General features: G+C 71.5%; 31 protein-coding genes. 12 read left to right on the top strand and 19 right to left on the bottom strand.

Features of this window, described 5'->3' with window-relative positions:
• Window positions 1–97: 97 nt before the first annotated feature.
• From qcrB to ctaE, 4 genes are read right to left on the bottom strand one after another with little or no spacing between them, the layout of a single operon-like run.
• The gene (gene qcrB, locus OVN18_RS12505) at window positions 98–1,660 is read right to left on the bottom strand and encodes a cytochrome bc1 complex cytochrome b subunit (protein ID WP_267739409.1); all 1,563 of its coding nucleotides are present in this window, start codon (window positions 1,658–1,660) and stop codon (window positions 98–100) included.
• A gap of 50 nt (window positions 1,661–1,710) precedes the next feature.
• Window positions 1,711–2,790: a cytochrome bc1 complex Rieske iron-sulfur subunit gene (gene qcrA / locus OVN18_RS12500; protein ID WP_267781100.1), complete on the bottom strand. Its 1,080-nt coding sequence runs from the start codon at window positions 2,788–2,790 to the stop codon at window positions 1,711–1,713.
• Window positions 2,791–2,822: 32 nt separating this feature from the next.
• Window positions 2,823–3,623 (bottom strand): cytochrome bc1 complex diheme cytochrome c subunit, encoded by an 801-nt coding sequence (gene qcrC, locus OVN18_RS12495; protein WP_267781098.1) that lies wholly within the window; start codon window positions 3,621–3,623, stop codon window positions 2,823–2,825.
• Window positions 3,624–3,648: 25 nt separating this feature from the next.
• On the bottom strand, window positions 3,649–4,278 hold the full coding sequence (ctaE, locus tag OVN18_RS12490) for an aa3-type cytochrome oxidase subunit III (RefSeq protein ID WP_267781097.1): 630 nt from the start codon (window positions 4,276–4,278) through the stop codon (window positions 3,649–3,651).
• A gap of 78 nt (window positions 4,279–4,356) precedes the next feature.
• On the opposite strand from ctaE, the gene trpD reads away from it, so the two are divergent.
• A complete protein-coding gene (gene trpD, locus OVN18_RS12485) occupies window positions 4,357–5,412 on the top strand; it encodes an anthranilate phosphoribosyltransferase (RefSeq protein ID WP_267737354.1) in 1,056 nt (351 codons plus the stop codon).
• 27 nt (window positions 5,413–5,439) lie between these two features.
• Here trpD and OVN18_RS12480 read toward each other — a convergent pair whose 3' ends face one another.
• A complete protein-coding gene (locus tag OVN18_RS12480) occupies window positions 5,440–5,766 on the bottom strand; it encodes a DUF3140 domain-containing protein (RefSeq protein WP_267781096.1) in 327 nt (108 codons plus the stop codon).
• A 123-nt stretch (window positions 5,767–5,889) separates the two neighbouring features.
• Between OVN18_RS12480 and OVN18_RS12475 the strand changes: the two genes are divergently transcribed.
• Complete coding sequence (locus tag OVN18_RS12475; RefSeq protein ID WP_267781095.1) at window positions 5,890–6,102, top strand: hypervirulence associated TUDOR domain-containing protein; 213 nt, start codon at window positions 5,890–5,892, stop codon at window positions 6,100–6,102.
• On the opposite strand, the gene OVN18_RS12470 is transcribed toward OVN18_RS12475, so the two are convergent.
• Window positions 6,099–6,608 (bottom strand): Lrp/AsnC family transcriptional regulator, encoded by a 510-nt coding sequence (locus tag OVN18_RS12470; RefSeq protein ID WP_267781094.1) that lies wholly within the window; start codon window positions 6,606–6,608, stop codon window positions 6,099–6,101. The two genes, OVN18_RS12475 and OVN18_RS12470, sit on opposite strands and share 4 nt — an antisense overlap.
• A gap of 95 nt (window positions 6,609–6,703) precedes the next feature.
• On the opposite strand from OVN18_RS12470, the gene OVN18_RS12465 reads away from it, so the two are divergent.
• Window positions 6,704–7,918 (top strand): trans-sulfuration enzyme family protein, encoded by a 1,215-nt coding sequence (locus OVN18_RS12465; RefSeq protein ID WP_267781092.1) that lies wholly within the window; start codon window positions 6,704–6,706, stop codon window positions 7,916–7,918.
• A gap of 6 nt (window positions 7,919–7,924) precedes the next feature.
• On the opposite strand, the gene OVN18_RS12460 is transcribed toward OVN18_RS12465, so the two are convergent.
• A complete protein-coding gene (locus OVN18_RS12460; RefSeq protein WP_267781091.1) occupies window positions 7,925–8,290 on the bottom strand; it encodes a YchJ family protein in 366 nt (121 codons plus the stop codon).
• A 73-nt stretch (window positions 8,291–8,363) separates the two neighbouring features.
• On the opposite strand from OVN18_RS12460, the gene OVN18_RS12455 reads away from it, so the two are divergent.
• Window positions 8,364–8,951 (top strand): RNA polymerase sigma factor, encoded by a 588-nt coding sequence (locus OVN18_RS12455; RefSeq protein ID WP_267781089.1) that lies wholly within the window; start codon window positions 8,364–8,366, stop codon window positions 8,949–8,951.
• A complete protein-coding gene (locus tag OVN18_RS12450; protein WP_267781088.1) occupies window positions 8,951–9,559 on the top strand; it encodes a hypothetical protein in 609 nt (202 codons plus the stop codon). The genes OVN18_RS12455 and OVN18_RS12450 overlap by 1 nt, the downstream gene beginning before the upstream one ends.
• Window positions 9,560–9,572: 13 nt before the next feature.
• On the opposite strand, the gene OVN18_RS12445 is transcribed toward OVN18_RS12450, so the two are convergent.
• Together OVN18_RS12445 and OVN18_RS12440 are read right to left on the bottom strand one after the other, a co-directional pair.
• Window positions 9,573–10,550 (bottom strand): NAD-dependent epimerase/dehydratase family protein, encoded by a 978-nt coding sequence (locus OVN18_RS12445; RefSeq protein WP_267781081.1) that lies wholly within the window; start codon window positions 10,548–10,550, stop codon window positions 9,573–9,575.
• Window positions 10,551–10,626: 76 nt separating this feature from the next.
• Complete coding sequence (locus OVN18_RS12440; protein ID WP_267781080.1) at window positions 10,627–13,014, bottom strand: excinuclease ABC subunit UvrA; 2,388 nt, start codon at window positions 13,012–13,014, stop codon at window positions 10,627–10,629.
• Between the two features lie 82 nt (window positions 13,015–13,096).
• Between OVN18_RS12440 and OVN18_RS12435 the strand changes: the two genes are divergently transcribed.
• Genes OVN18_RS12435 through OVN18_RS12425 form a run of 3 tightly spaced genes read left to right on the top strand, consistent with a single transcriptional unit; the run spans window position 13,097 to window position 14,636 of the window.
• Window positions 13,097–13,918, top strand: a complete 822-nt coding sequence (locus OVN18_RS12435) for an alpha/beta fold hydrolase (protein ID WP_267781079.1) — start codon at window positions 13,097–13,099, stop codon at window positions 13,916–13,918.
• Between the two features lie 32 nt (window positions 13,919–13,950).
• Complete coding sequence (locus tag OVN18_RS12430) at window positions 13,951–14,307, top strand: hypothetical protein (protein WP_267781077.1); 357 nt, start codon at window positions 13,951–13,953, stop codon at window positions 14,305–14,307.
• Between the two features lie 2 nt (window positions 14,308–14,309).
• On the top strand, window positions 14,310–14,636 hold the full coding sequence (locus OVN18_RS12425) for a DUF7882 family protein (RefSeq protein WP_267737341.1): 327 nt from the start codon (window positions 14,310–14,312) through the stop codon (window positions 14,634–14,636).
• A gap of 8 nt (window positions 14,637–14,644) precedes the next feature.
• Here the strand turns inward: OVN18_RS12425 and OVN18_RS12420 are convergent, their stop codons facing one another.
• From OVN18_RS12420 to OVN18_RS12405, 4 genes are all read right to left on the bottom strand, one after another.
• Entirely contained in the window at window positions 14,645–15,058 is a 414-nt protein-coding gene (locus OVN18_RS12420; RefSeq protein ID WP_267781075.1) for a nuclear transport factor 2 family protein, read from the bottom strand.
• Between the two features lie 82 nt (window positions 15,059–15,140).
• On the bottom strand, window positions 15,141–15,725 hold the full coding sequence (locus OVN18_RS12415; RefSeq protein ID WP_267781074.1) for a hypothetical protein: 585 nt from the start codon (window positions 15,723–15,725) through the stop codon (window positions 15,141–15,143).
• A gap of 53 nt (window positions 15,726–15,778) precedes the next feature.
• Entirely contained in the window at window positions 15,779–16,567 is a 789-nt protein-coding gene (locus OVN18_RS12410; RefSeq protein ID WP_267781073.1) for a hypothetical protein, read from the bottom strand.
• 91 nt (window positions 16,568–16,658) lie between these two features.
• Window positions 16,659–17,351 (bottom strand): TetR/AcrR family transcriptional regulator C-terminal domain-containing protein, encoded by a 693-nt coding sequence (locus OVN18_RS12405; protein ID WP_267781071.1) that lies wholly within the window; start codon window positions 17,349–17,351, stop codon window positions 16,659–16,661.
• Between the two features lie 177 nt (window positions 17,352–17,528).
• On the opposite strand from OVN18_RS12405, the gene OVN18_RS12400 reads away from it, so the two are divergent.
• The gene (locus OVN18_RS12400) at window positions 17,529–18,017 is read left to right on the top strand and encodes a DUF6326 family protein (RefSeq protein ID WP_267781070.1); all 489 of its coding nucleotides are present in this window, start codon (window positions 17,529–17,531) and stop codon (window positions 18,015–18,017) included.
• Window positions 18,018–18,145: 128 nt separating this feature from the next.
• Here OVN18_RS12400 and OVN18_RS12395 read toward each other — a convergent pair whose 3' ends face one another.
• The 6 genes from OVN18_RS12395 to OVN18_RS12370 all read right to left on the bottom strand — a co-directional run bounded on the left by OVN18_RS12395 (window position 18,146) and on the right by OVN18_RS12370 (window position 21,429).
• On the bottom strand, window positions 18,146–18,739 hold the full coding sequence (locus tag OVN18_RS12395; RefSeq protein WP_267781069.1) for a GNAT family N-acetyltransferase: 594 nt from the start codon (window positions 18,737–18,739) through the stop codon (window positions 18,146–18,148).
• Between the two features lie 279 nt (window positions 18,740–19,018).
• Window positions 19,019–19,300, bottom strand: coding sequence for a PLDc N-terminal domain-containing protein (locus tag OVN18_RS12390; RefSeq protein WP_267781068.1), 282 nt, complete (start codon window positions 19,298–19,300; stop codon window positions 19,019–19,021).
• 70 nt (window positions 19,301–19,370) lie between these two features.
• On the bottom strand, window positions 19,371–19,676 hold the full coding sequence (locus tag OVN18_RS12385; protein WP_267781067.1) for a hypothetical protein: 306 nt from the start codon (window positions 19,674–19,676) through the stop codon (window positions 19,371–19,373).
• Window positions 19,677–19,707: 31 nt separating this feature from the next.
• Window positions 19,708–20,190: a heme-degrading domain-containing protein gene (locus OVN18_RS12380; RefSeq protein WP_267781066.1), complete on the bottom strand. Its 483-nt coding sequence runs from the start codon at window positions 20,188–20,190 to the stop codon at window positions 19,708–19,710.
• Entirely contained in the window at window positions 20,187–20,654 is a 468-nt protein-coding gene (locus OVN18_RS12375) for an NUDIX hydrolase (protein ID WP_267781065.1), read from the bottom strand. The genes OVN18_RS12380 and OVN18_RS12375 overlap by 4 nt, the downstream gene beginning before the upstream one ends.
• A 4-nt stretch (window positions 20,655–20,658) precedes the next feature.
• A complete protein-coding gene (locus tag OVN18_RS12370; RefSeq protein WP_267781064.1) occupies window positions 20,659–21,429 on the bottom strand; it encodes an SDR family oxidoreductase in 771 nt (256 codons plus the stop codon).
• Between the two features lie 101 nt (window positions 21,430–21,530).
• Between OVN18_RS12370 and OVN18_RS12365 the strand changes: the two genes are divergently transcribed.
• The 3 genes from OVN18_RS12365 to OVN18_RS12355 are packed head-to-tail and all read left to right on the top strand — an operon-like array spanning window position 21,531 to window position 23,734.
• Complete coding sequence (locus tag OVN18_RS12365) at window positions 21,531–22,019, top strand: NfeD family protein (RefSeq protein ID WP_267737324.1); 489 nt, start codon at window positions 21,531–21,533, stop codon at window positions 22,017–22,019.
• The gene (locus tag OVN18_RS12360; RefSeq protein ID WP_267781063.1) at window positions 22,016–22,975 is read left to right on the top strand and encodes an SPFH domain-containing protein; all 960 of its coding nucleotides are present in this window, start codon (window positions 22,016–22,018) and stop codon (window positions 22,973–22,975) included. Before OVN18_RS12365 ends, OVN18_RS12360 begins: the two co-directional genes overlap by 4 nt.
• Window positions 22,976–23,734: a glycerophosphodiester phosphodiesterase gene (locus tag OVN18_RS12355; RefSeq protein WP_267781061.1), complete on the top strand. Its 759-nt coding sequence runs from the start codon at window positions 22,976–22,978 to the stop codon at window positions 23,732–23,734.
• The last annotated feature ends 74 nt before the right edge of the window (window positions 23,735–23,808 follow it).

Raw genomic sequence — 23,808 nt, 5'->3', positions numbered from 1 at the left:
ACTCACCACGCCGACGAGGGGGATTCCGCCGTGTCGCGCGGAACGACGACGGCCCCGCCCTCCCGGAGGAGGAGCGGGGCCGTCGAGGACTCGTCGGTCAGTGCTTCTGCGACTCGATCTCGTTCTGCGTTACCGGCGCGATGCGGTCCTCGAAGAACCAGCGCGAGAGACCGGCGCGCACGCGCTGGCGGGCGGTGATGCGACCCCGTGCATCGGGGCGCACGACGAGCGGCTGGTACTCCTCGAAGCTGACGAGCTTCCAGCGCTCGTAGTCGTCGAGCTGCTCGTGCACCTCGATGTACTCGCCGCCGGGGAGGCGCACGATGCGACCGGACTCGAAGCCGTGGAGCGCGATCTCGCGGTCCTTGCGCATGAGCGCCAGGCAGACGCGCTTGGTGACGAAGTAGGCCACGATCGGTCCGAGGACGGTCACCGCCTGCAGTCCGTGGATGACGCCCTCGATCGAGAGCCGGAAGTGGGTGGCGATGATGTCGGAGCTCGCCGCCGCCCAGAGGCCCGCGTAGAAGGTCACACCGGCGGCACCGATCGCGGTGCGCGTGGGCGCGTTGCGCGGGCGGTCGGCGATGTGGTGCTCGCGACGGTCGCCCGTGACCCAGGCCTCGAGGAACGGGTACACGGCCACCACGGCGAGGAATACCAGGAGCCCGACGAGCGGGATCAGGATGTTCCACGAGAAGGTGTAGCCGAAGATGACCGACTCGAGCCCCGGCGGGATGAGGCGGAGGGCGCCGTCGGCGAAGCCGATGTACCAGTCGGGCTGCGTACCCGCCGACACCGGGGACGGGTCGTAGGGGCCGTAGTTCCAGATCGGGTTGATCGTGAACAGCGAGGCGATGAGCACGATGACGCCGAAGACGAGGAAGAAGAATCCACCGGCCTTGGCGGCGAACACCGGCATGATCGGCGCGCCGACGACGTTGTCGTTGGTGCGACCGGGCGCCGCGAACTGGGTGTGCTTGTTGACGATGAGCAGCACCATGTGCGCACCGATGAGAGCGACCAGGATCGCCGGCAGCAGCAGGATGTGCAGCACGTAGAGGCGGGGGATGATGTCGGTTCCCGGGAACTCGTCACCGAAGAGCAAGTACGAGATCCAGGCGCCGGCCACCGGGACGGCCTTGATCATGCCGTCGATGATGCGCAGACCGTTGCCCGAGAGCAGGTCGTCGGGCAGCGAGTAGCCGGTGAAGCCGAGGGCCATGGCCAGCACGAAGAGCAGGAACCCGATGACCCAGTTGAGCTCGCGGGGCTTGCGGAACGCGCCGGTGAAGAAGACGCGCAGCATGTGCAGGCCGATGGAGGCCACGAACAGCAGAGCCGCCCAGTGGTGCACCTGGCGCATGAGCAGGCCGCCGCGGATCTCGAACGAGATGTCGAGCGACGAGTGGTACGCCACCGACATCGGGATGCCGTTCAGCGGCAGGTAGGAGCCCTCGTACTCGACCTCGGTCATCGACGGGTCGAAGAAGAAGGTCAGGAACGTGCCGCTCAGCAGGATGACGACGAAGCTGTAGAGCGCCACCTCGCCGAGCATGAACGACCAGTGGTCGGGGAAGATCTTGCGCCCGAGCGACTTGACCGCCGTGGAGGCGCTCGTCCGCTCGTCGATGTAGTTGGCCGCCCACCCGGTGAACCGCATGCCGCGCGAGGGCGCGGGGGCGGTGGAGGTGGAGGGTTCCGTGATGGTGCTCACAGTTCACGCTCCCAGAAGCTCGGACCCACAGGTTCGGTGAAATCGCTCGTCGCGATGAGATAACCCTCGTCGTCCACGCTGATCGGGAGCTGGGGAAGAGGACGCGCCGCCGGCCCGAAGATGACGGCCGCGTGGTTCGCGACGTCGAACTCGGACTGGTGGCAGGGGCACAGCAGGTGGTGGGTCTGCTGCTCGTACAGCGCGACGGGGCAACCGACGTGCGTGCAGATCTTGGAGTAGGCGACGATGCCGTCGTAGGACCAGGAGCGGCGCTCCTCGGTCTCGTTGAGGCGGTCGACCGGCAGCCGCATGAGGAGGACGGCGGCCTTGGCCTTCTCCTCCAGCTTGTGGCTCTCGAGCTGGGCGAGGCCGTCGGGGATGACGTGGAACGCCGAACCGATGGTGACCTCGGAGGCGAGGATGGGCGTGCCCGAGGGGTCGCGCGTCAGGCGCGTCCCGGCCTCCCACATGGTGTGGCGCAGCAGGCCGATCGGGTCCTCCGCCGGAGCGAGGTCGCGGAACAGGACCACCGCCGGGATGGGCGTCGCCACGATGGCGCCGATGAGCGTGTTGCGCACCAGGCTACGGCGGGTGAAGCCCGACTCCTTGTTGCTCTCGGAGAAGATCTCGAGCGCCTTGGCGCGCGTCTCGTCGCTGCCCCGGGTGGGGTGGCGCTGCTCGACCAGCTCGTGGCCGTGCATGAGCGCCTTGGACCAGTGCACCGCGCCGATGCCGATGCCGAGGAGGCCGAGCGTGATGCCGAGGCCCAGGAACAGGTTGTTCAGGCGGATCGAGCTCGGGTCGGCCTCGTCGATGGGGAAGGCGATGTAGGCGACGACGGCGAGCACGCTGCCGACGACCGAGAGCAGGAACAGACCGCTGACGGTGCGCTCGGCCTGCTTCTCCTTCGCCGGGTCCATGTCGGTGACGCGCAGGCGCTCCGGCGGGAAGCCCGGGTTGGGCACGCGGTCGGTGCGCGCGACGGCCACGCCCGGCGAGGGGGCGGCGTTCTCACGCCGCTCGACAGCCGTCTCGGCGGCGCCGCTCGTCGCAGCGCCGTCGTGGGAGTCCGCCATTATCGTTCCTTCCTAGTGCGACCCACGGGAGGTCAGTTCGACTTCGCGGTGAGCCAGATGGTCACGGCGATGAGGCCGCCGAGACCGAAGATCCAGATGAAGAGTCCCTCCGACACCGGGCCGAGGGCGCCGAGGTCGATGCCGCCCACCGAGGGGTTCTCCTCGAGGTAGGTGAGGTAGGTGATGATGTCGTTCTTCTCCTCGGGCGTGAGGTTCAGGTCGCTGAACACGGGCATGTTCTGCGGACCGGTCACCATGGCGCCGTAGATGTGAACGGGGTCGACCCCGGCGAGGCTCGGGGCGTACTTGCCCTCGGTGAGCGCGCCGCCCGCGCCGGCCACGTTGTGGCACATGGCGCAGTTGATGCGGAAGAGCTCGGCGCCGAGGGCGGCATCGCCGTCACCGGCGAGGTACTCGTCGGCGGGGATGGCGGGGCCGGGGCCCAGCTGGGCCACCCACGCACCCATGGCGTCGATCTGCTCCTGCGTGAACTGCACGGGCTTGACCTCGGCCTGGGGGCCGGAGGCGGCCATGGGCATGCGGCCCGTGCCGACCTGGAAGTCGACCGCCAGCGCACCGACGCCGACGAGGCTCGGACCGGCCTCGGCGCCCTGGCCCTCCAGGCCGTGGCAGCTGGCGCAGTTGGCGGCGAAGAGCTTGCCGCCCTCGTCGACGACCTCGGCGCTGGCCGTCGTCGTCTCGGCGGTCGCCGCCGTCGTCGCGACCGCGTAGGCGCCACCGGTGGCGAGCAGGCCGACGACGAGCAGGGCGGCCGTGGCGAGCGGGTGCCGGCGACCGGTGCGTCGTGCTGATGCGGAGGAGGAGGGTGCCATGGGGAGTGCGTCTCGTTTCCGTTGCTTACTGAAGGACGTAGATGACGATGAAGAGGCCGATCCAGACCACGTCGACGAAGTGCCAGTAGTACGACACGACGATCGCGCTCATCGCGTCGCGGTGGGTGAAGACCTTCACCGCGTACGCGCGACCGATGACGAGGAGGAAGGCGATGAGTCCGCCGGTGACGTGGAGGCCGTGGAAGCCGGTGGTGAGGTAGAAGGCCGAGCCGAAGGCGTCGGAGGTGAGCGTGACGTACTCGCTGACGAGGATCGCGTACTCGTAGACCTGGCCGACGACGAAGATCGCGCCCATGACGTAGGTCAGGAAGAACCACTCGACCATGCCCCACTGCGTCGGCTTCCAGCCGGTGCGCTTGGCCTGCAGGCGCTCGGCGGCGAAGACGCCGAACTGGGCGGTCACCGACGAGAGGACCAGGATCGTGGTGTTGACCGCGGCGAAGGGGATGTTGAAGAGCTCGGTGCCCGACTCCCACAGCTCGGGGGAGGTCGACCGCAGCGTGAAGTAGATCGCGAAGAGGCCGGCGAAGAACATGACTTCGCTGCCCAGCCACACGATCGTGCCGACCGCGACGGTGTTCGGGCGGTTGATCGTAGGCGCGCTGAGCGAGCTCGAGAGAGAGGTGCTGGTCACCCCTTCATTATGACCGATGTTCCTGGAGGTTCTTGCCGGGCGACATGCCTTCTCGCGGCGATTGGCTAGCCTTCTCCCATGTCCGCCATCCCGACCTGGCCCGCCCTGCTCACCCGTCTGCTGGAGCGGCAGGATCTGTCGATCGCGGAGTCCACCTGGGCCATGGAGCAGGTCATGGCGGGGGAGGCCACGCCCGCCCAGTTGGCGGCGTTCCTCGTGGCGCTGCGGGCCAAGGGCGAGACGATCGATGAGATCGTCGGGTTCCGGGATGCCGCTCTCGCGCACGCGCTGCCGGTGAGCATCCCGGCCATGGTGCTCGACATCGTCGGAACCGGCGGCGACCCCTACGGCGCCGTGGTCAACGTCTCCTCGGTGGCCTCGATCGTCGTGGCGGCCGCCGGCGTGCCGGTGGCCAAGCACGGCAACCGCGCGGCGAGCAGCGCCTCGGGCGCCTCCGACGTGCTGGGCGCCCTGGGGATCGCCCTCGATCTCGGGCCGGATCAGCTGGGGCGCGTCTTCGACGAGGTCGGTCTCACGTACCTCAACGCCGCCGTCCTGCACCCCGGGTTCCGGCACGCGGGCGCCGCGCGGCGGGAGATCGGCATCTCGACCCTCTTCAACGTGCTCGGCCCGCTGGTGAACCCAGCCCGGCCCGAGGCCTCCGCCGTCGGCGTCGCGAGCCTCGAGCGCGTGCCGCTGCTCGTGGGCGTGTTCCGCACGCGGGGGGCGACGGCGCTCGTGTACCGGGGCGACGACGGCATCGACAAGCTCACCACCACGGGGCACAGCCACGTGTGGGAGGTCTCGCGCGGCTCAGTCACCGAGCACGACCTCGACCCGCGCGACCTCGGCATCGAGTACAGCAGCATCGACGACATCCTCGGCGAGGGCCCGGAGCACAATGCGGCCATCGCCCGCGGGGTGCTCGCGGGCGAGACCGGGGCCGTGCGCGACATCGTGCTGCTCAACGCCGCGGCGGGGCTGGTGTCGTGGAGGCTCGCGCAGGATCCGGCGGAGATCTCACGGCCGCTCGTCTCGCGTCTCGCCGAGCAGATGGTCGTCGCGGCCGAGTCGATCGACTCGGGCGCCGCGGCCGGGAAGCTCGCGGCGTGGGCCGCGGCGACGCAGCGCTGAGCATCCCGCGACCGGTTGTCGACGCGCTCAGTGCAGCGGGTCGTGCCCCCAATTCATGAGGGAGTAGCGCCACGGCGTCTCGCGCACGTCGCCCGACGGCCGCTGCGCGCTGTGGCGGCGGATGTAGCCGATGACCTTCCGCATGTGCGCACGATCGGCGTCGGTCAGATCGGCCTTCCGGGTGCGGAGGATCTCGACGATGCGCCGGCCGCTGCGGTGCCCGACCGACTCGCCGCCGTCGGACTGGCCGACGGATCGGGACTCGTCGGTCTCGAGCCAGCGCTCGAGCTCGGCGGGCGCCATCGTCACCAGCTCTCGGAAATCGGACTCGGTGGTGCGGTCGTCATCGGTCATGCCTCCAGCGTGCTCCCGAACCCCGACGCGGTCGAGCCCGCTCCCAGCCGGCCTCCAGCGGGGGCCTGGACGCCCGCCGTGAGGGCGCGCGCGGAGGCGGGGACCGGGGGTTAGCGTCGAGGTATGACGACGAGCTTCCGCAAGGGCGACAAGGTGGCGTGGGATTCGCACGGCGGCGAGGCCGTCGGCGAGGTGGTGAGGAAGATCACGAGCGACACCGAGGCCGGCGGTCGCACCGTGCGCGCCTCGAAGGACGAGCCGCAGTACCTCGTGCGCAGCGAGAAGAGCGGCGGCGAGGCCGTGCACAAGCCGGAGGCCCTGCGCCGGCGCTCCTAGCGCTCGACGGGCGGCCCGGGGAGCAGTCCGGCGCCGTCGATCACCTCGAAGACCAGCTGGGTCTCGGTGTGACGCACCCCGGGGTGCACCGTGATGTGCTCGAGCACGAGGTCGCGCAGCGCGATGGCCGAGTCGACCGCGACGTGCAGCAGGTAGTCGTCGGCCCCCGCGAGGTGGAAGATCGTGAGCACGTTCGGGATGCGCGGCAGCAGCTCGCGGAAGGCGTGCACCTGATCGCGGCTGTGGCTGGCGAGCCGCACCTTGATGACCGCCTGCATGGTGAGGCCGAGCGCCGCGGGGTCGACGTCGGTGCGGAAGCGCCGGATGGCACCTCCGGCCTTGAGCGCCCGGAGGCGCTGGGTGCAGGTCGACTCGGCGATGCCCGCGCGGGCGGCGAGCGCCGCGTTCGTGAGGCGGGCGTTCGACTCGAGCTCGGCGAGCAGCGTCAGGTCGATGGCATCGAGCGGGGCGGGGCGTGCGATCTGCGGCGGCGGGGCATCCATCATGAGCCCATGATGCAGGATGCGCGTGCTTCTGGCTGTGGATCGCGCGATCTTCGACCATGCTTGTGATGAGCCGCAGAGCGCGCCATCATCGCGGGATGGACGATGACGTCGCTTTCGAGACCCTTGCCGTGCACGCCGGACGGGCGGACCTCACCGCGATGGGCGTGCACGCGCCGCCGATCGACCTGTCGACGACGAACCCCCTGCCGGGGATCGAGACGGGCGGCATCTCGTACGAGTCGATGGCCACCGGGCACGGTCCGACCGAGGGCGGGGCGGTGTACGCGCGACTCTGGAACCCGACCGTCGCCCGGTTCGAGGAGGCCCTCGCCGCCCTCGAGCGCACCGAGCAGGCCGTCGCGTTCTCGACGGGCATGGCGGCCTTCACGGCCGCGGTGCTCGCCGCCGCGAGCCGGGGGAGCGGACGCCACATCGTCGCCGTGCGCCCGATGTACGGCGGCACCGACCACCTGCTCGCCTCGGGCCTGCTCAGCGTGGAGACCACCTTCGTCGACGCCGCCGGGGTCGCGGCCGCGGTGCGCCCCGACACCTGCCTCGTGGTGCTGGAGACTCCGGCCAACCCGACGCTCGAGCTCGTCGACATCGCCGCCGTCGTCGCGGCGGCCGGCGCGGTGCCCGTGCTCGTCGACAACACCTTCGCCACGCCCGTGCTGCAGAACCCGGCCGTGCTCGGTGCTGCGCTCGTGCTGCACAGCGCCACCAAGTACCTCGGCGGCCACGGCGACGCCATGGGGGGCGTCATCGCCTGCTCGACCGAGTGGGCCGAGGCGCTGCGGCCGGTGCGCGCCATCACGGGAGCGCTGCTCCACCCGCTCGGGGCCTACCTGCTGCATCGCGGCCTGCCGACGCTCGCCCTGCGGGTGCGGGCGCAGCAGGCGACCGCCGGGATGCTCGCCGAGCGCCTGCTCGCGCACGAGGCCGTCGCCGCCGTGCACTACCCGGGGCAGGGCGGCAGCGATCCGACGGGTCTCGTCGGGCGCCAGATGCGGGGGCCCGGAGCGATGCTCGCGCTCGAGCTGGGGGGCGGGTACCCCGCGGCCGAGGCCGTCGTCGGCGCGCTCGGGCTGTTCACGCACGCCGTGTCGCTCGGGGGCGTGGACTCGCTGGTGCAGCATCCCGCCTCGCTGACCCACCGACCGGTCGCGCCCGACGCTCGACCCGGGGCCGGCATCCTTCGGCTGTCGATCGGGCTGGAGGACGGCGAGGATCTGTGGCGCGATCTCGAGCGGGCGCTCGGGGCCGCCATGGCGGGTCGGGCGACGGAGCTCGCCGGCGCATCGGCGGGCTGAGGCGCGTCAGACGCCGTCGACGTAGAACCAGTGCCCGCCCTCGCGCACGAAGCGGCTCGACTCGCGCTGGGAGCCGGCGCCGGCGGGGGAGCGGTGGAACGCCTCGAACTCGACGAGTCCGTCGCGGTCGAGCGGGCCGCCGCGCTCGGTGCGCAGGATGTCGAGCCGGTACCAGCGCAGCTCGGCGTCGAGCTCGAGCGCGGTGGGGCGCGTCGAGCGGTGCCAGCTGGCGAGCAGGTAGTCAGCCTCGCCGAGGGCGAAGGCCGAGAAGCGCGAGCGCATGAGGCGTTCGGCCGTCGGCGCGGGGGCGCCCTCGTGCAGCGGGCCGCAGCACTCGGCGAGGGGGAGTCCGCTCAGGCAGGGGCAGCGCATGCGCCCAGGTTAGGGGAGCCGGGGCCCGACCCGCGGGGCGAAAGATCGCCGCGCTGCCGGACATGACCCTGATGTGACGACCGCGACCGAGCTGCAGCGCCGTGCTCGCTTCGCGGCGCTCGTCGCCGAGGTCGGCGAGCCGGTGCAGCGCTACCTGCGCCGCCGCACCGATGCCGACACCGCCGACGACGTGCTGAGCGAGGTGCTGCTGGTGTGCTGGCGGCGGCTCGATGAGATCCCGGTGGATGCTCTGCCGTGGGTGTTCGTCGTCGCGCGCAACTGCCTGGCGAACGCGCGCCGCGCCGCTCGTCGCCGCGAGAGGCTCGTGCAGCGCATCCGCGTCGTCGACCCGCCGGAGCCGGTGGCCTCGGTCGCCGACACGGCCGACGGCAGCGCGGGCGGCAGGGTCGATGACGCGGATGCCGAGGTGCGCGCCGCGCTCGACCGTCTGCGCCCCGCCGAGGCCGAGGTGCTGCGGCTCTGGGCGTGGGAGGAGCTGACGCCCGCGCAGATCTCGGTGGTGCTCGAGATCAGCGCGAACGCCGTGTCGATACGGCTGCACCGGGCCAAGAAGGCGCTGCGCGCGGAGCTGCTGCGGGATGAGCGGAGAAAGGTCGGGCCGGATGCCGGACATGTCGGGGATGACGGAGGGAGCCGGTGATGGGCGACGAGGACGAGGTGCTGCGGCGCCTACTGCGTCGTGCTGATCCGGCTGCCGAGGTCGACCCCGCCGCCGCCCGGCGGCTCGAGCAGATGATGGAGACGATCATGAGCAGCAGCATCCCGACCACCGACCCCGCCCTCGCCGCCGAGCCGTCGCGCACGGTGCGCCGCCGGCCGCGCTGGGCCGTTCCCGCCGCTCTCGTCGGAGCGGCCGCCGTCGCCGCCGCGGCCGTCGTGATCGGCACGGGCAGCGGCGCGTCACCCACCCGGTTCATCGCTCCGGAGGCCGTCGGCCCGGCCACCTCCTGCGCCGTCCTCACCGCCGAGGGTCTCGCGATGAACGAGATCGCCTTCGCGGCGACCGTCACGAGCATCGAGGGGGACCAGGTCGAGCTGCAGGTCACCGAGCGGTTCCGCGGCGACGTCGGCGACCGGGTCGTCGTGGCGCAGGGAACCGACCCGAACCTCGAGTACTCGACGGGTGAGTTCGTCGAGGGAGAGGACTACCTCGTCGCGATCACGGGCGGCGCGGCCGCCTCGTGCGGCCTGACCGGGCCCGAGAGCCCCGAGCTGCGGGCGCTGTACGAGGAGGCCTTCGCCGGCTGAGCCCGCGGCGGTCTCAGCCCTGGTCGAACGCGGCGATGAGCTCGAGCTCGTCCTCCCGGGTGAGCCCGGCGCGCCGCGGCCGATCGAGCCCGCGCTCGCGCTCGTCGGCCAGGGTGTCGACGAGCGTGTCGCGCAGCGGCCGCAGGCGTCCTCCCGCGGCGCGGTAGTGCTCGTTCGAGCGTCGTGCGAATCCCTCGTACTCCGCCGGCAGCCACAGGGGCAGGGATCGAGGGCCGGCCCAGGGCGCGACGCGGTGCTCGATGAGACGGTCGTCGTCGGCCGGCACCAGGCGGGCGGAGGAGTCGGCGACCTCGGCCGCGAGCGCGAGGACCTCGTCGAGAGGCGTCGGATCGCCGACGGCGTTGACCGTGCCGGTGACGCGGGAGCGAGCGGCGTCGGCGACCCACGCCGCCAGGTCGCGCACGTCGATCGCCTGCGCGGACTGCTGGGCCCGCCCCGGCACGAGCACGGGCCCGCCCCCGGCGAGCGCGAACCGCCCGACCCAGTAGCCGAAGCGGTCGCTGCCGTCGCCCGGCCCGACGATGAGGCCGGGGCGCGCGATGAGCAGCCGATCGCCGACCCGGTCGGCCGTCGCCTGCTCGGCGGCGACCTTGGCGTGCGCGTAGTCGCTCGGATCGGTCGGCTCGACGAGCGCCGCGGTCTCGTCGGCGCCCGGTTCGTCGTTCGCCGCGTAGACGGAGACGGAGGAGACGATCGTCCAGTGCTCGGCCCTCGGGGCGAGGGCCTCGAGGGCGCCCGTCACGAGATCGTGATCGTAGGCGAGCTCGATCACCGCGTCCCAGCGCGTGCTGCCCGCCTCGTCGTAGGCGCCGGGCTCGCGTCGGTCGCGAGCCATGAGGGTCGCTCCCGGGGCGACGGTTCCGGATGCCCCGCGCGCGAGGCACGTGACGTCGTCGCCGCGGGCGACGAGGCTCGCCGCGATGAGCCGACCGAGCCACGCCGTGCCGCCGAGGATGAGGATTCGTGCCATGCCCCGATTCTGGGGCAATCGGACCCCGCTCACCGCGGGTTTCTCCGAGGGCGGACGGTGCCCGCCCTGCGCGGCGTCAGCCCACCACGTACCGCGCGAGGTGCTCGCCCGTGAGCGTCGAGCGCGTCGCCACGAGCTCGGCCGGCGTGCCCTCGAAGACGATGCGCCCGCCGTCGTGCCCGGCGCCCGGGCCGAGGTCGATGATCCAGTCGGCGTGCGCCATGACGGCCTGATGGTGCTCGATGACGATGACCGAGCGCCCCGAGTCGACGAGCCGGTCGAGCAGGTCGAGCAGCGTCTGCACGTCGGCGAGGTGCAGACCCGCGGTCGGCTCGTCGAGCACGATGACGTCGCCCTTCTCGCCGAGGTGCGCCGCGAGCTTCAGACGCTGCCGCTCGCCGCCCGAGAGGGTCGTGAGCGGTTGGCCGAGACCGATGTAGCCGAGCCCGACTTCGACGAGCCGCCGCGCGATCGCGTGGGCGGCGGGGATGCGCCCGGCGCCCTCGGCGAAGAAGGCCTCGGCCTCGGCGGCGGGAAGGGCGAGCACCTCGCTGATGTCCTTCCCCCCGAAGCGGTGCTCGAGCACGCTGGCCTGGAAGCGGCGGCCCTCGCAGGCCTCGCACGGGGTGGCGATCCCCGCCATCATGCCGAGATCGATCTCGATGACGCCGGCGCCCTTGCAGGCCGGGCACGCGCCCTCGGAGTTCGCGCTGAAGAGCGCGGGCTTGACCCCGTTGGCCTTGGCGAAGGCGGTGCGGATGGGGTCGAGCATGCCCGTGTAGGTCGCGGGGCTGCTGCGGCGGGACCCGCGGATCGCTCCCTGGTCGATCGCGACGACCCCGTCCCGCGGGGCGACGGAGCCGTGGATGAGCGAGCTCTTGCCCGATCCGGCGACGCCGGTCACGGCGACGAGCACGCCGAGGGGGATGTCGACGTCGACGCCGTGCAGGTTGTGCGAGGTCGCGCCGCGCACCTCGATGACGCCGCGCGGGGTGCGCGGGGCATCCTTCACCGCGACGCGATCATGCAGATGACGGCCGGTGAGCGTTCCGCTCGCGGTGAGCTCGGCGACCGTGCCCTCGAAGCAGATCGTGCCGCCCGCGGTGCCGGCCCCCGGGCCGAGGTCGACGACGTGGTCGGCGACCTGGATCGTCTCGGGCTTGTGCTCGACCACGAGCACCGTGTTGCCCTTGTCGCGCAGGCGCAGCAGCAGCTCGTTCATGCGCTGGATGTCGTGCGGGTGCAGGCCGATCGTGGGCTCGTCGAAGACGTAGGTGACGTCGGTGAGGGAGGAGCCCAGGTGCCGGATCATCTTGGTGCGCTGCGATTCGCCGCCCGAGAGCGTGCCGGACGGCCGGTCGAGCGAGAGGTAGCCGAGCCCGATCTCGACGAAGGAGTCGAGCGTCTGCTGCAGCACGGTCAGCAGCGGCGCGACGCTGGCGTCGTCGAGGCCCCGCACCCAGTCCGCGAGGTCGCTGATCTGCATCGCGCAGGCGTCGGCGATCGAGACGCCCCGGATGCGCGAGGACCGCGCCGCGGCGGTGAGACGGGTTCCCTCGCACTCGGGGCAGGTCGTGAAGGTGACCGCGCGGTCGACGAAGGCGCGCACGTGGGGCTGCATCGACTCGCGGTCCTTCGAGAGGAACGACTTCTGGATCTTCGGGACGAGACCCTCGTAGGTCATGTTCATCGACTGCAGCTTGACCTTGGTGGGCTCGCGGTAGAGGAAGTCGTTCCGCTCGGCCTCGGTGTAGTCGCGGATGGGCTTGGTGGCGTCGAGGAACCCGGACTCGGTGAAGATGCGCACCATCCACCCGTCGACCGTGTACCCGGGGATGGTCAGCGCGCCCTCGGCGAGCGAGAGGCTGTCGTCGTAGAGCTGCGCCAGGTCGATGTCGGAGACCGAGCCCATGCCCTCGCACCGCGGGCACATTCCGCCGAGGTAGATCTCGTCGTCGACGATGATGCGCTCGCCCGTCGCCGTGGTGCGCACGCCGCTCGTGCGGCTGGTCGGGATGTTGAAGGAGAAGGCGTTCGGTGCCCCGATGAACGGCTCGCCGAGCTTGCTGAACAGGATGCGCAGCATCGCGTTCGCGTCGGTGGCGGTGCCGACCGTGGATCGGGCGTTGGCGCCCATGCGCTCCTGGTCGACGATGATCGCGGTCGTGACGCCTTCGAGCAGGTCGACGTCGGGGCGGGCGCGGCTCGGCATGAAGCCCTGCACGAAGGCGCTGTAGGTCTCGTTGATCATGCGCTGCGACTCGGCCGCGATCGTGTCGAAGACGAGCGAGCTCTTGCCCGAGCCCGAGACGCCCGTGAACACCGTGAGGCGGCGCTTCGGGATCTCGACGCTCACCTCGCGCAGATTGTTCTCGCGCGCGCCGACCACGCGGATCAGGTCGTGACGATCGGCGGGGTGCCGGGCATCCGTCGCAGGGTGCGGATCGGCGGCGGTCTCGCTCATGCGGTCAGGATACGGGGGAGGGGTGGCGCGCGGGGTCGGTGATCCGCCCGCCGCCGAGCCCGATCTGCGGGAGGATGCGCGCATGACATCGACCGAGGGCACCGACCCCGATGCGGCGAGCGCCGCCCCGATCGTGCACGCCTCCGCCGAGCTCACCCCGGAATCGCGGGTGCTGCTCTGGCAGGCGGGCACCCCGCACACCGGCCGGCTGCTCGACCCTGTTCTCGCGATCGCCCGCGCGCTCGGACGCGAGCTCGTCTGCGTCGCCCGCCCCGGCTACGGCGGCGCGCCGCGACGGCCCGGCAGGAGCGTCGCCGAGGGCGCGCTCGACGCGGCCCTTGCACTGCGGCGGCACGATCTGCGCGACGTGCTCGTCGCCGGGTACTCGGGCGGCGGACCGCACGCGCTCGCCCTCGCCGCGGCCGAGCCGGCGCGCATCCGTGCCGTCGTCGTCGCGGGATGCCCGGCGCCCTACGCGGGCGCCGACGAGTGGTTCGCCGGCATGGTCGACCCCGGCGCCCTGCGCGCCGCGGTGGGCGGCATCGATGCTCGCGGCGCCCACCCCGAGGTCTGGGAGCCGCGCTCGTTCACCGCCCGCGACTACACGGCGCTGGAGGGGGAGTGGGGCGTGCTCGGCCAGGACGCGGGTGCCGCCGATGCGCTCATGGACGGGGGAGCCGTCGACGACGACGTCGCCTTCGTCACCGACTGGGGGTTCGCGCTCTCCTCGGTCGCCGCGCCCGTCACCCTCGCGCACGGGTCTGCCGATCGCATCATCCCGGTCGCGCACGCCGCGATGCTCGCCGAGAGGCTGCGGGATGCCCTGCTCGCGATCCACGACGGCGACGGGCACGTCTCGGTTCTCGAGCACCTCCGGGAGCATCTCGCGGCCGCCGACCGGTAGGCGGGCCCCGCACTCGGGGCTACGCTCAGCCCATGAAGCGCATCCGGTTCAGCAGCGGCTCGGTCGTCACCGGCGACGCGGTCGCGGCGGCGCTCGTGGAGTACATCACCTCGGTGTCGACGACCGAGGGCAGCGTCCCGGTCGAGATCCCGGTGCTCGGCGACGACGGCCAGACCTCGGTCAGCACCCTCGTGGTCGGTGCCGACACGCAGATCGAGGTGTCGGCGGAGGACGACCTGCACGTCGATCACGAGACGGAGAGATTCCCCGTGCCGGAGCTCCCGAGCATCGGCCTCGCGGCGACGGTCGAATCCGGCCCGCATGCCGAGCGCACCGCGGTCGACATCGACGCGATGATGGCCGACATCGACGAAGGGCTGGGGCAGTAGCCGTGGGGCGATTCATCTACGGCACGCCGTCGATCACCGTCGACTTCGACGATCGCGTGCTCGCCCACCTGAAGATCGTCATCCTGTCGAAGGTGCGGCGCGGCGAGAGCTTCACCTTCTCGTGGGAGTACTCGGTCTCCTCCGGCAGCGGGCACAGCTCGATCTGGATCAACCCGACCATCCCGCTGCAGTTCGACTTCGACGGCAGCCGCGAGCCGCGACTCAACCGCGCCTGGGTCGAGGAGCTCGTGCGGCTGAGCAACACGCCCGCGGGTCTGCGCGTCGTGCCGGAGCCTCCGGATCTGCCCGAGGTGGCCGGGGGGCGCTGACCGCCTCGTCACGCCCGACCGGGAGGACGGACGTCGGCCGCGGATGCGCCGGAGGTCGGCATCGCACTGCCGGCGACCACCTGCCAGCGGCCGTCGATGAGGCGCCACGTGCGCCGGTAGGTGAGCGCCGACTCGATGCGCGCGCCCTGCCACAGCACGACGGCCTGCACGCGCGTCTCGGTCGTGCCGGAATCGCCCTCGCGGTGGGAGTTCCGCTCCTGCACGTCGAGCCGCTCGAACCGGGTGGCGCCGGTCCGATGCGCCTCCAGGTCGGCCTGCTTGCCGGTGGACGAGCCGTCCGGCAGCGTGAACACGAGCTCTTCGGCGATGAGCGCGTCGAGCGCATCGACGTCGCTCGCGAGCATCGCGTCGAGCATCCGGGTCTCGGCGTCGTCGAGTGGTGCTGCGTCGTCGGGAGTCATGCGCCGAGGCTAGCGATCACGGGATGCCCGGCAGCGGCATCCCGGTAATGCCCACCGCGAACACGACCCTGCCGACCCCCGGTCAGCGGACGGTGGCCAGTGCGGCGGCGTAGCGCGCCGGATCGTCGCGGGTCGCCTCGGTCATGAGCAGCGTCGTGCGGCTGAGGGCGCGGGTGTAGTCGCCGGGGCAGGGGATTGTGATGATGGTCGTCAGCCCCGCCTGCCACGCGGCGATGAGCGCATCGAGCGAGAGGTGCTCGGGGGTCTGATCCAGGGGAGGGTATGCGCGCCGGGTTCGGGCCTCGAACCGTCGCCGGCTCCACGCGTCGAAGTCGGCACCGAGCCCGAGGTCGCCGAAGCGGTCGCGCCAGCCGGAGCCGAGGGCGGCCCGCATGAGGGTGGCGCGCTCGGGGGATCCGTCCGGCGTGGCGAGCAGCCGCTCGTGGAGCGCGACGGGGTCGACGGAGGCTCCGGCGTGGCCGAGGACGGCCGACCAGACTTCGGCCCACGCGGTCTCGAGCTCGGTCACGTCGGCGGAGGAACGAGCGGGCGAGGGAGCGTCGAGGAGGGGCGGCGGAGCATCCACCGGGGGATTCAGGCCGAGAGCGTTGCGGGCCCACAGCGCCTCGAGCAGCAGACGCGGCTCGCTGTCGACGCGGATCGACATTCCTCGCGGCCAGGGGTTGTCGGGCACCGGATCGATGAACCGTTTCGGGCGTCTCAGCCGCCGAACTCGGCGATCGTGTAGATCGCGGTCTGGTTCTCGGCGCAGGTGGCGGCGACGCGGTTATGCGCCTCCTGCGTGCGGGCGAGGAGCTCGCCCGGTACGCGATCGGAGGCGCTCGCGATCGCGGCGAGCTGCGTGAAGGAGTCCGCGAGCGATGTGCGCGACTCCGCGCCCATGGCAGCGAGCTCGGTGGCCGCGCCGTCGAGTCGGCTCGCCCACTCCGTCTCGTCGAAGGCCGCGTAGACGGTGAAGCCGGACTCCGCGTTGGACAGCGCGCTGAGCGGGACGATGGCGCGCTCGCACTCGGCCTCGAGGTCGGGATCGATGAAGAACTCCTCGGCGGAGAACAGGGGTGTGGCGGACCAGTCGACGCCCTCGGGGATGACGACGGACAGTCGCGTGCTCGCCTGACCGGTCACCGGCCAGGCGAGGTCGGTGACACCGTCGCAGGTGCCGCTGAGGGGCGCCTGCCCCTGCGCCATCGAGTCTCCGAGCTCCACCGAGAACTCATGGCCGCCCTCGCAGGCGAACTCGATGATCACGGATCGAGCTCCGGCATTGAGGGGGAAGTCGGTGCCGGGATAGGGGCTCGGCCCGGTACCGGTGACGGGCTCGGCGCTGATCTGCCCGGAGGGCGGGTCTGCCGCCGCAGGCGTCGCGGCCGGGCTCGGACCGGCGGATGGCGACGTGCCCGCCGTGCACCCGCTCACGGTGAGGGCGAGGAGGGCGACCGTGACGGCCGCCGCGCGGGCCCGGTCTCGACGAGCGGGGGAGCGGGTCATGCGGTGCACCGGTTTCCTCGACGGGAGCGAGCGCGCATCGACGCCGGCTCGGGGATATGAGGAATACAAGCATATTCCGGCCCCGGCGTCACTACTCGTCGGCGATGCGAGCGCGCTCGAGGGCGTCGAGCACGAGGTCCAGGCCGTAGGTGAACTCGTCCGCGGGGTCGTAGTCGCCCGCCATGAGCTGGGTGGCGGATTCGTGCAGATAGGGGTACTGCTCGGCCGGCAGCTGCGGCAGGTACACCTCGGGGATCATGTCGCCGAGCTCGGTCGCGTCGGCGAAGGGTAGGCCCGCCTCCTGCAGCGCGTGGCCGTAGACGTAGCTGTTGAGAAGCCAGTTCGCGTGGGTGGCCATCCGCACCGAGAATCCGGCGGTGCGGAGCGTCGCGGTCACCGCCTCGCGGTGGCGGAGATTCGCCGGCCCGGGCGTTGTGCGCGACTCCATGAGGGGGATCGCCCAGCGGTGCCGGGCGAGCACCTCCCGCGCCGACACGGCCTCCGCGCGCATCGCCGCCCGCCAGTCCCCGCCGCTCTCGGGCAGGGTCAGCTCGGCGAAGACGAGGTCGACCATGCCGTCGAGCAACTCCTCCTTGCTGCGGATGTGGTGGTACAGCGACATCGCCCCGGCGCCGAGCTCTCGCGCCAGTCGGCGCATGGTGAGCCCGGTGATGCCCTCGGCGTCAGCGAGGGCGAGGGCTGTCCGCAGCACCCGCTCCTTGCTGAGCGGGGCACTGCTGGCGCTGGCACTGGCGGTGTCGCCGTCGGTCGCTCCGGCCGTCATGGCGGTCTCCGTTCCCTCGCGGTCTTGACGATCGTACAGCGTACGAATATCGTACGGCGTACGGGAGTCGTACGCCGTACGAAATGCCGGGGGTGGGACCGACGCGCGCGGCACTTCCGCGGCATCAGCGACCGCTGCCCTGCCGACCCGCCGATCGACCGAACGATGGAGAAGACCATGACCAGAGCATCCGCCAGCATTGCCCGTCAGGAACCGCCGATATCGGTGCAGGCGAAACTCGCCGCCGCCTGGACGAGCCTCATGTTCCTCGTCATCTACATCGACTACTTCCACCTGTACCAGCCCGGCGAGATCGACCTCATCCGCAGCGGCGTCATCTTCGACTTCGCCATCAGCGGCGCCCTGATGTCCGTCTTCTTCGTCATCATCGCGATCCCGGCCCTGATGGTCATGCTCTCCATGGCGCTGCCCGCCCGAGCGAACCGCGCCACGAACCTCGTCATCGCCGCCCTGTACATCCCGATCATGGTGTTCAACGCGGCCGGGGCGACGGGGGAGTGGGCCTTCTACTACGCCCTGACGATCGGGGTCGAGGTCCTGATTCTGGCCTACATCCTGCGGTCGGCGTGGACGTGGACCGGTGCGCGTTCGACGGCCGTGATGGATGCGGCGGCCGGGCGAGTGTCGGGGGATGCGCGCGTCTGAGCTGTCGTGATCGAGTCGGGCGGTACGCATCCTGGGCGCGGCGGCTCGTGGCGCTTCGGGGCCAGGCGGTGGTCGGCGCGGGCGCTCGGCGGCCACGGAGACGGTGCACGCCCTTCAACCCGAGCAGGTCAGCTGCCGTCTGCGCTCACCGGCTCCGAGCGCCAGGGCCGGGGATCGTCGGCGAGGATCGCCATCATCACCGACGACCGCCACGCGCCGTCGATGAACTGAGTGTCTCGTTGCAGACCCTCGAACACGAACCCGGCCTTCTCGTACGCTCTGCGAGCGCTCGGGTTGAAGTCGAAGACGTCGAGCGAGATGCGGTGCAGGCCGATGACGTCGAACGCGTGATCGACGACGGCGCGCGTCGCCTCCGTGCCGAAGCCGCGTCCTCGGAACGCGGCGCCTGCCAGCGCGATGCGGAAGTTCATGGCCTCCGCCTCGGCATCGAGCTCGTTGAGTACGACCTCCCCGATGAACTCTCCCGTCTCGCGGAGGATCATCGCCCAGTCGGCACGGTCATCCCTCTCGGCCAATCCTGACAGCCACGTCGTCACCTGCGACTCCTCGAACGACTCGGTCGTTCCCGTGAGTCGCCTGCTCTCCTCGTCGGCGAGGGAGGCCCATAGCCCGGTGAAGTGGTCGAGCCCGAGCGGCTCGAGGCGCAGCCGCTCGGTGTCGATGACGGGTACGTCGATGAATGACGAGGAGTCGATGGTCACGGGCTGTCCTGGTGTCGGAGGGGATGCGCGCCGAGGCGAGTCATCCTCGCGGGTCACGGCGCGAGCAGATCCGACTCTGCCAGTCGAGGCAGGAATCCGCCTGCTCGGTGCGTGGTCCACGCGGAGTGGCGTGAGGGCGCATCGTTCCTCGCAACGATCGCTGCGTCGAGGAGAGGCTCGGGGCCGGGCCGCGAGGCCGCCGCCCGTCCCGCCGAGCTGACATAATGATGATTATCGGATTCCGGATCGATCCGCCGAAGCGGGGTCAGTCCGCCGTTCTCATCGCGATTTCGTCGTGACGTCGAGTCGCGACTGCCGCACCTGCGCGCGCCCGATGAGAACCCATGCGGCTGGGCCGAGAAGCGGCGCCAACAGCACGACGGCCGACCAGACAGCCGTCGCCAACGGCGACAATCCGTCGCTGTGGCGCGCGATCGACACGAGCGACGCGGCGATGAGCGCGATCATCATGATCGGCACGAGCGTCAACAGAAGGTCGTAGCCGGCAGGCAGCATCGGGTTCGCGGTCTCGCCGTCGAGGGTCGCCAGTGCGGGGATCATGTCGGCAGTCAATCACCTGGAGGGCGCGAGCGCGAGCATTCCTCCGCTGAGGGCGGCCGCGTGCCGCTCCCTAGTCGGCGGCGCGGTGCCGAGCGCCGAGGCCGAACCAGAGGGCCACGCCGACCGGACCGCCGACCATGACGACCACGATCCATCCGATGAGCGCGCGCGGGGGCATCCCGTCGCGGTGGGCGGCGATGGAGACGAAGGCCGCGGCCCACATGATCACGAGCAGGATCATGACGATCGAGACCCAGCTCGAGAAGAACGGCCCCACGGTCGCGGCCCGGTCGTACTGCGTACCGGGGATCACGTCGACGAGCGCGCGCATCGTGAGCAGGGCCGACTCCCCTGCTGCATGCGCCGCGAACACCATGGCTGCAGTGAACCACGATCCGCTCGGAGCGTCACCCGGCAAGATGCGCGCGCACGGCCTCCATGGCGAGGGCGTGGTCGTCGACGTCGGGCAGACCCGAGACCGTGAGGGTGCCCACGAGCGCTCCCCCGGCCATCCGCAGCGGGATGCACCCGCCGGCCAGCGCGTACTGCACCGGGTCGAGCCAGCCCAGGTCGTCGCCGTCGAGCTCGTGCCGCACGCGGGCTTGCAGGCTGCTGATCTCGAGCCGACGCACGAGCCGGATCTTCCGCTCGATCCACGCATCGTTGTCGGCGCTCGTGCCGGCCGTCGCCGCGTGGAAGGCCAGCTGGTCACCGCGCATCACCCGGATGGCGACCGCCAGGCCGCGCTCGAGCGCGAGGGCGAGCGCTCGGGTGCCGAGATCGACGGCGTCGGCGTGCGCGAAGGTCGGCAGGGTCGACTCCTGCTCGTCGGCGTGCACCTGCTCGAGCAGGGCGAGCAGCTCGGCACGGGCATCCATCGCGACGGTCATGCCGGTGCGTCCGGGGCGAAGCGGCGCAGCAGGGCGGGCAGCTCGGCGGGCTCGAAAGGCTCCGAGCCCGACTCCAGCTCCTCGGCCGTCATCCAGCGATGGGCCGTCACGTCGACGTGCTCCTCGTCCGTCCAGTGATCGGAGCTCGGCTCGAAGCGCTCCGGCACGCGCACGAGGTAGTACTCGGCGTGGCCGCGATCGTGGTCGGCCTCGTCCCAGGCGACGTCGAAGTCGAGGGAGTGCACGGGCTCGTCGACGGCGTCGATGCGCAGCCCCGTCTCCTCGAAGAGCTCGCGCACGGCCGCATCGGCGTGCGACTCCCCCGGGTCGACGCCGCCGCCCGGGGTGATCCAGCGGGAGAACCGCGAGGAGTCGGGCGCGGCCGTCATGAAGAGCAGAGCCGCGCCGTCGGGCGCGAGCAGCAGGATGCGCGAGGTGCGGCGCAGCCCGGGGGTCGCCGCCACGGGGCTACTCCCCCGCGGCGGTGAAGGAGGAGGTGTCGCCGACGAGGCGCGTGTTGTCGGCGGGGACCGGGTCGACGGCGGCCTGGGCGACCTCGGCGGCGAACTCGGCCACGTTGTAGAGCCGCCCCGCGTCCTGCTTGCGGGCGTCGATCGCGCCGGGGTTGGCCCGCTCGAGCAGGGTGGCCGTGATGGTGCCCTCGATCATGTCGCCCGAGACCACGGTGAATCCGATGCCGGCGGCCTCGAGGTGCGGGATGCGCTCGCGCAGGGCGTCCTCGCCCGCGCGCTTCGACAGCGCCACCGGCTCGTACTCGGGCATCGTCGGCACCGTGCGGATGAAGTGCGCCTGGTGGCTCGTCACGAAGACGACGCGGGACGCGGCACCGAGCAGCGGCAGCGCGGCGTCGAGCACGTTCAGCTGCGCGTCGCGGTTGAGGCGCAGGGCGTAGTCCTCGCCCATGTTCGCCTCCATGCCGCCGGAGGCGTTGAGCACGAGCACGTCGAGGCTGCCGAAGCGCTCGCGCACGGCATCCATCATCGCCGCGACCGAGTCGGGGTCGGTGAGGTCGGCGCCGATCGCGAGACCCTCGGTGCCGGCGGCCTCGAGCTCGGTCAGCAGCTTCTGCGCGCGCGGCGCCTTCGAGCGGTAGTTGATGACGACGTTCGCGCCGGCCTCGGCGAACAGGCGCACGGTGTCGGCGCCGATGCCGCGGGAGGATCCGGTGACGAGGACGGACTTTCCGGCGAGCGCGCCGGCGGGGAGAGGGCTGTTCACGGCCCCGAGACTATCGCGTCGCCGGAGAGCGGTGAGGGAGCCGGGCGCTGGTCGGGGGCCGGTGATAGCGTCGGCACCACTCGACCCGGGAAGAGGCGCCGATGCTCGTGGATCTGACCCAGTACCTCTGGATCGTCTGGATCGTGTTCGTGCTGATCTGCGTCATCATCGAGCTGCTCACCCTCGAGTTCACCTTCCTCATGATCGGCGCCGGCAGCCTGCTCGGCGGCCTCGGCGTCAACCTCCTCGGCGGCGAGTGGTACCTGCAGGTCGGCGCGGCCGCCGTCGTCTCGGGGCTGCTGCTGTTCACCATCAGGCCCCTGCTGCTGAAGACGCTGCGGCGCGGCGGCGACGAGCGCGGGTCGAGGACGAACGTCGACGCCCTCGCCGGGATGCGGGCGCGCGTGACCGCCCCCTTCGACGTGCACGGCCAGGGCTACGCGAAGCTCGCCAACGGCGAGACCTGGACGGCCCGGCTCGATCCCGCTCACGAGACCACCACCCTCGCGGAGGGCGACCGCGTGATCGTCGTCCGCGTCGACGGAGCGACCGTGGAGGTCGCCCCCGAGGAAAGGAACGCCTCCGCATGACCAGCCCCACCGAGTTCATCGGGCAGTTGTTCGTCATCGCCCTGCTCGTCGTCCTCGGCATCTTCGTCGGGGTCGTCCTCCTCCGGTCGATCCGCATCGTGCCGCAGGCGTACAACGGCGTCGTCGAGCGTCTCGGCCGGTACCACAAGACCCTCCAGCCGGGGCTCAACATCCTCGTGCCCTTCATCGACCGCATGCGGCCCCTCGTCGACATGCGCGAGCAGGTGGTGTCGTTCCCGCCGCAGCCGGTCATCACCGAGGACAACCTCGTCGTCTCGATCGACACGGTCATCTACTTCCAGGTCAACGACGCGCGCGCCGCGACGTACGAGATCGCCAACTACCTCGCCGGCGTGGAGCAGCTCACCGTCACGACTCTGCGCAACGTGGTGGGAGGGCTGAACCTCGAGGAGGCGCTCACCAGCCGCGACAACATCAACGGGCAGCTGCGCGTCGTGCTCGACGAGGCGACCGGCAAGTGGGGCCTGCGCGTCAACCGCGTCGAGCTCAAGGCGATCGACCCGCCCGCGAGCATCCAGGACTCGATGGAGAAGCAGATGCGCGCCGAGCGCGACCGTCGCGCCGTCATCCTCACCTCCGAGGGCTCCAAGCAGTCGCAGATCCTCGAGGCGGAGGGCGCCCGCCAGTCGGCCATCCTCAAGGCCGAGGGCGACGCGAAGGCCCAGGTGCTGCGCGCCGAGGCCGAGGCGGAGGCGATCAAGATCGTCTTCGGCGCCATCCACGCCGGCAATCCCGACAGCCAGCTGCTCGCCTACGAGTACCTGCAGACGCTGCCCAAGCTCGCCGCCGGCGACGCGAACAAGATGTGGATCATCCCGAGCGAGCTCACCGAGGCGCTCAAGGGCATCGGTGCCGGCTTCTTCCCCGGCGGGAGCGCTCCCGGTGCCCCCACCGCGCCGAGCGCCGCTCCCCCGGCCACCGGACCAGCCCGCTAGGTGCCCGCCCACCCGTACCTCAGCCCGGTCGGCCCCCGCGTGCTCGCGCACCGGGGGCTGGCGACGGAGGCGCCCGAGAACACGCTGCTCGCCTTCGCCCACGCGCTCGCGGTCGGGGTGACCCACCTCGAGACCGACGTGCACGCCAGTCGCGACGGCGTCGCCGTCATCGCGCACGACTCCGAGCTCGAGCGGGTCGCCGGCCGGCCGGGCGCGGTCGCCGACCTCGACGCCCGCGCGCTCGGGCAGCTCGACCTGGGCGGCGGCCACGGCATGCCCTCGCTCGATGAGGCGCTCGAGGCGTTCCCCGAGGCGCGGTTCAACATCGATGTGAAGAGCGCGGCCGCCATCGCGCCGACCGCCGAGGCCGTGCGCCGGCATCGCGCCGAGCATCGGGTGCTGCTCACCTCGTTCAGCGAGAAACGGCGCGCCGCGGCCGTGCGGCTCGCCCCCGGAGTGGCGTCGAGCGCCTCGTGCGCCCGCTTCGCGACCGCGCTGCTCGCCGCGCGGCTCGGGCTGCACCCCGTCGCGCGAGCGGCACTGGCCGGACTCCACGCCGTGCAGATCCCCGAGCGCGCGCTCGGCATCGAGACCACCTCTCCCCCGCTGCTGCGGGCGTTCCAGGGCGCCGGGCTCGAGGTGCACGTCTGGACGGTCAACGATCCGACGACCATGCGCCGTCTGCTGGAACGGGGCGTCGACGGCATCGTGACGGATCGCGCCGACCTCGCCGTGGAGGTGCTGCGCTCGCTGGCATGACACTGGCAATGGTCTGGGAAAGGACCCCCCTCCCCGGGGGCACTCGGACTCCAGGTCTATACCTATACATAGAT

The organism is Microcella daejeonensis, from assembly GCF_026625045.1.
Taxonomy (GTDB): Bacteria; Actinomycetota; Actinomycetes; order Actinomycetales; family Microbacteriaceae; genus Microcella; species Microcella daejeonensis.
Note: the sequence above shows the minus strand (reverse complement) of the source record. Positions and strands in the feature narration are given on the sequence as shown.

Bases quoted from the DNA above. Each gene is read 5' to 3' on its own strand.
- qcrB (WP_267739409.1), bottom strand. From the start codon at position 1,660: ATGCGGTTCACCGGGTGGGCGGCCAACTACATCGACGAGCGGACGAGC.
- qcrA (WP_267781100.1), bottom strand. From the start codon at position 2,790: ATGGCGGACTCCCACGACGGCGCTGCGACGAGCGGCGCCGCCGAGACG.
- qcrC (WP_267781098.1), bottom strand. From the start codon at position 3,623: ATGGCACCCTCCTCCTCCGCATCAGCACGACGCACCGGTCGCCGGCAC.
- trpD (WP_267737354.1), top strand. From the start codon at position 4,357: ATGTCCGCCATCCCGACCTGGCCCGCCCTGCTCACCCGTCTGCTGGAG.
- OVN18_RS12480 (WP_267781096.1), bottom strand. From the start codon at position 5,766: ATGACCGATGACGACCGCACCACCGAGTCCGATTTCCGAGAGCTGGTG.
- OVN18_RS12475 (WP_267781095.1), top strand. From the start codon at position 5,890: ATGACGACGAGCTTCCGCAAGGGCGACAAGGTGGCGTGGGATTCGCAC.
- OVN18_RS12470 (WP_267781094.1), bottom strand. From the start codon at position 6,608: ATGATGGATGCCCCGCCGCCGCAGATCGCACGCCCCGCCCCGCTCGAT.
- OVN18_RS12465 (WP_267781092.1), top strand. From the start codon at position 6,704: ATGGACGATGACGTCGCTTTCGAGACCCTTGCCGTGCACGCCGGACGG.
- OVN18_RS12460 (WP_267781091.1), bottom strand. From the start codon at position 8,290: ATGCGCTGCCCCTGCCTGAGCGGACTCCCCCTCGCCGAGTGCTGCGGC.
- OVN18_RS12450 (WP_267781088.1), top strand. From the start codon at position 8,951: ATGGGCGACGAGGACGAGGTGCTGCGGCGCCTACTGCGTCGTGCTGAT.
- OVN18_RS12445 (WP_267781081.1), bottom strand. From the start codon at position 10,550: ATGGCACGAATCCTCATCCTCGGCGGCACGGCGTGGCTCGGTCGGCTC.
- OVN18_RS12440 (WP_267781080.1), bottom strand. From the start codon at position 13,014: ATGAGCGAGACCGCCGCCGATCCGCACCCTGCGACGGATGCCCGGCAC.
- OVN18_RS12435 (WP_267781079.1), top strand. From the start codon at position 13,097: ATGACATCGACCGAGGGCACCGACCCCGATGCGGCGAGCGCCGCCCCG.
- OVN18_RS12430 (WP_267781077.1), top strand. From the start codon at position 13,951: ATGAAGCGCATCCGGTTCAGCAGCGGCTCGGTCGTCACCGGCGACGCG.
- OVN18_RS12420 (WP_267781075.1), bottom strand. From the start codon at position 15,058: ATGACTCCCGACGACGCAGCACCACTCGACGACGCCGAGACCCGGATG.
- OVN18_RS12415 (WP_267781074.1), bottom strand. From the start codon at position 15,725: ATGTCGATCCGCGTCGACAGCGAGCCGCGTCTGCTGCTCGAGGCGCTG.
- OVN18_RS12410 (WP_267781073.1), bottom strand. From the start codon at position 16,567: ATGACCCGCTCCCCCGCTCGTCGAGACCGGGCCCGCGCGGCGGCCGTC.
- OVN18_RS12405 (WP_267781071.1), bottom strand. From the start codon at position 17,351: ATGACGGCCGGAGCGACCGACGGCGACACCGCCAGTGCCAGCGCCAGC.
- OVN18_RS12400 (WP_267781070.1), top strand. From the start codon at position 17,529: ATGACCAGAGCATCCGCCAGCATTGCCCGTCAGGAACCGCCGATATCG.
- OVN18_RS12390 (WP_267781068.1), bottom strand. From the start codon at position 19,300: ATGATCCCCGCACTGGCGACCCTCGACGGCGAGACCGCGAACCCGATG.
- OVN18_RS12385 (WP_267781067.1), bottom strand. From the start codon at position 19,676: ATGGTGTTCGCGGCGCATGCAGCAGGGGAGTCGGCCCTGCTCACGATG.
- OVN18_RS12380 (WP_267781066.1), bottom strand. From the start codon at position 20,190: ATGACCGTCGCGATGGATGCCCGTGCCGAGCTGCTCGCCCTGCTCGAG.
- OVN18_RS12365 (WP_267737324.1), top strand. From the start codon at position 21,531: ATGCTCGTGGATCTGACCCAGTACCTCTGGATCGTCTGGATCGTGTTC.
- OVN18_RS12360 (WP_267781063.1), top strand. From the start codon at position 22,016: ATGACCAGCCCCACCGAGTTCATCGGGCAGTTGTTCGTCATCGCCCTG.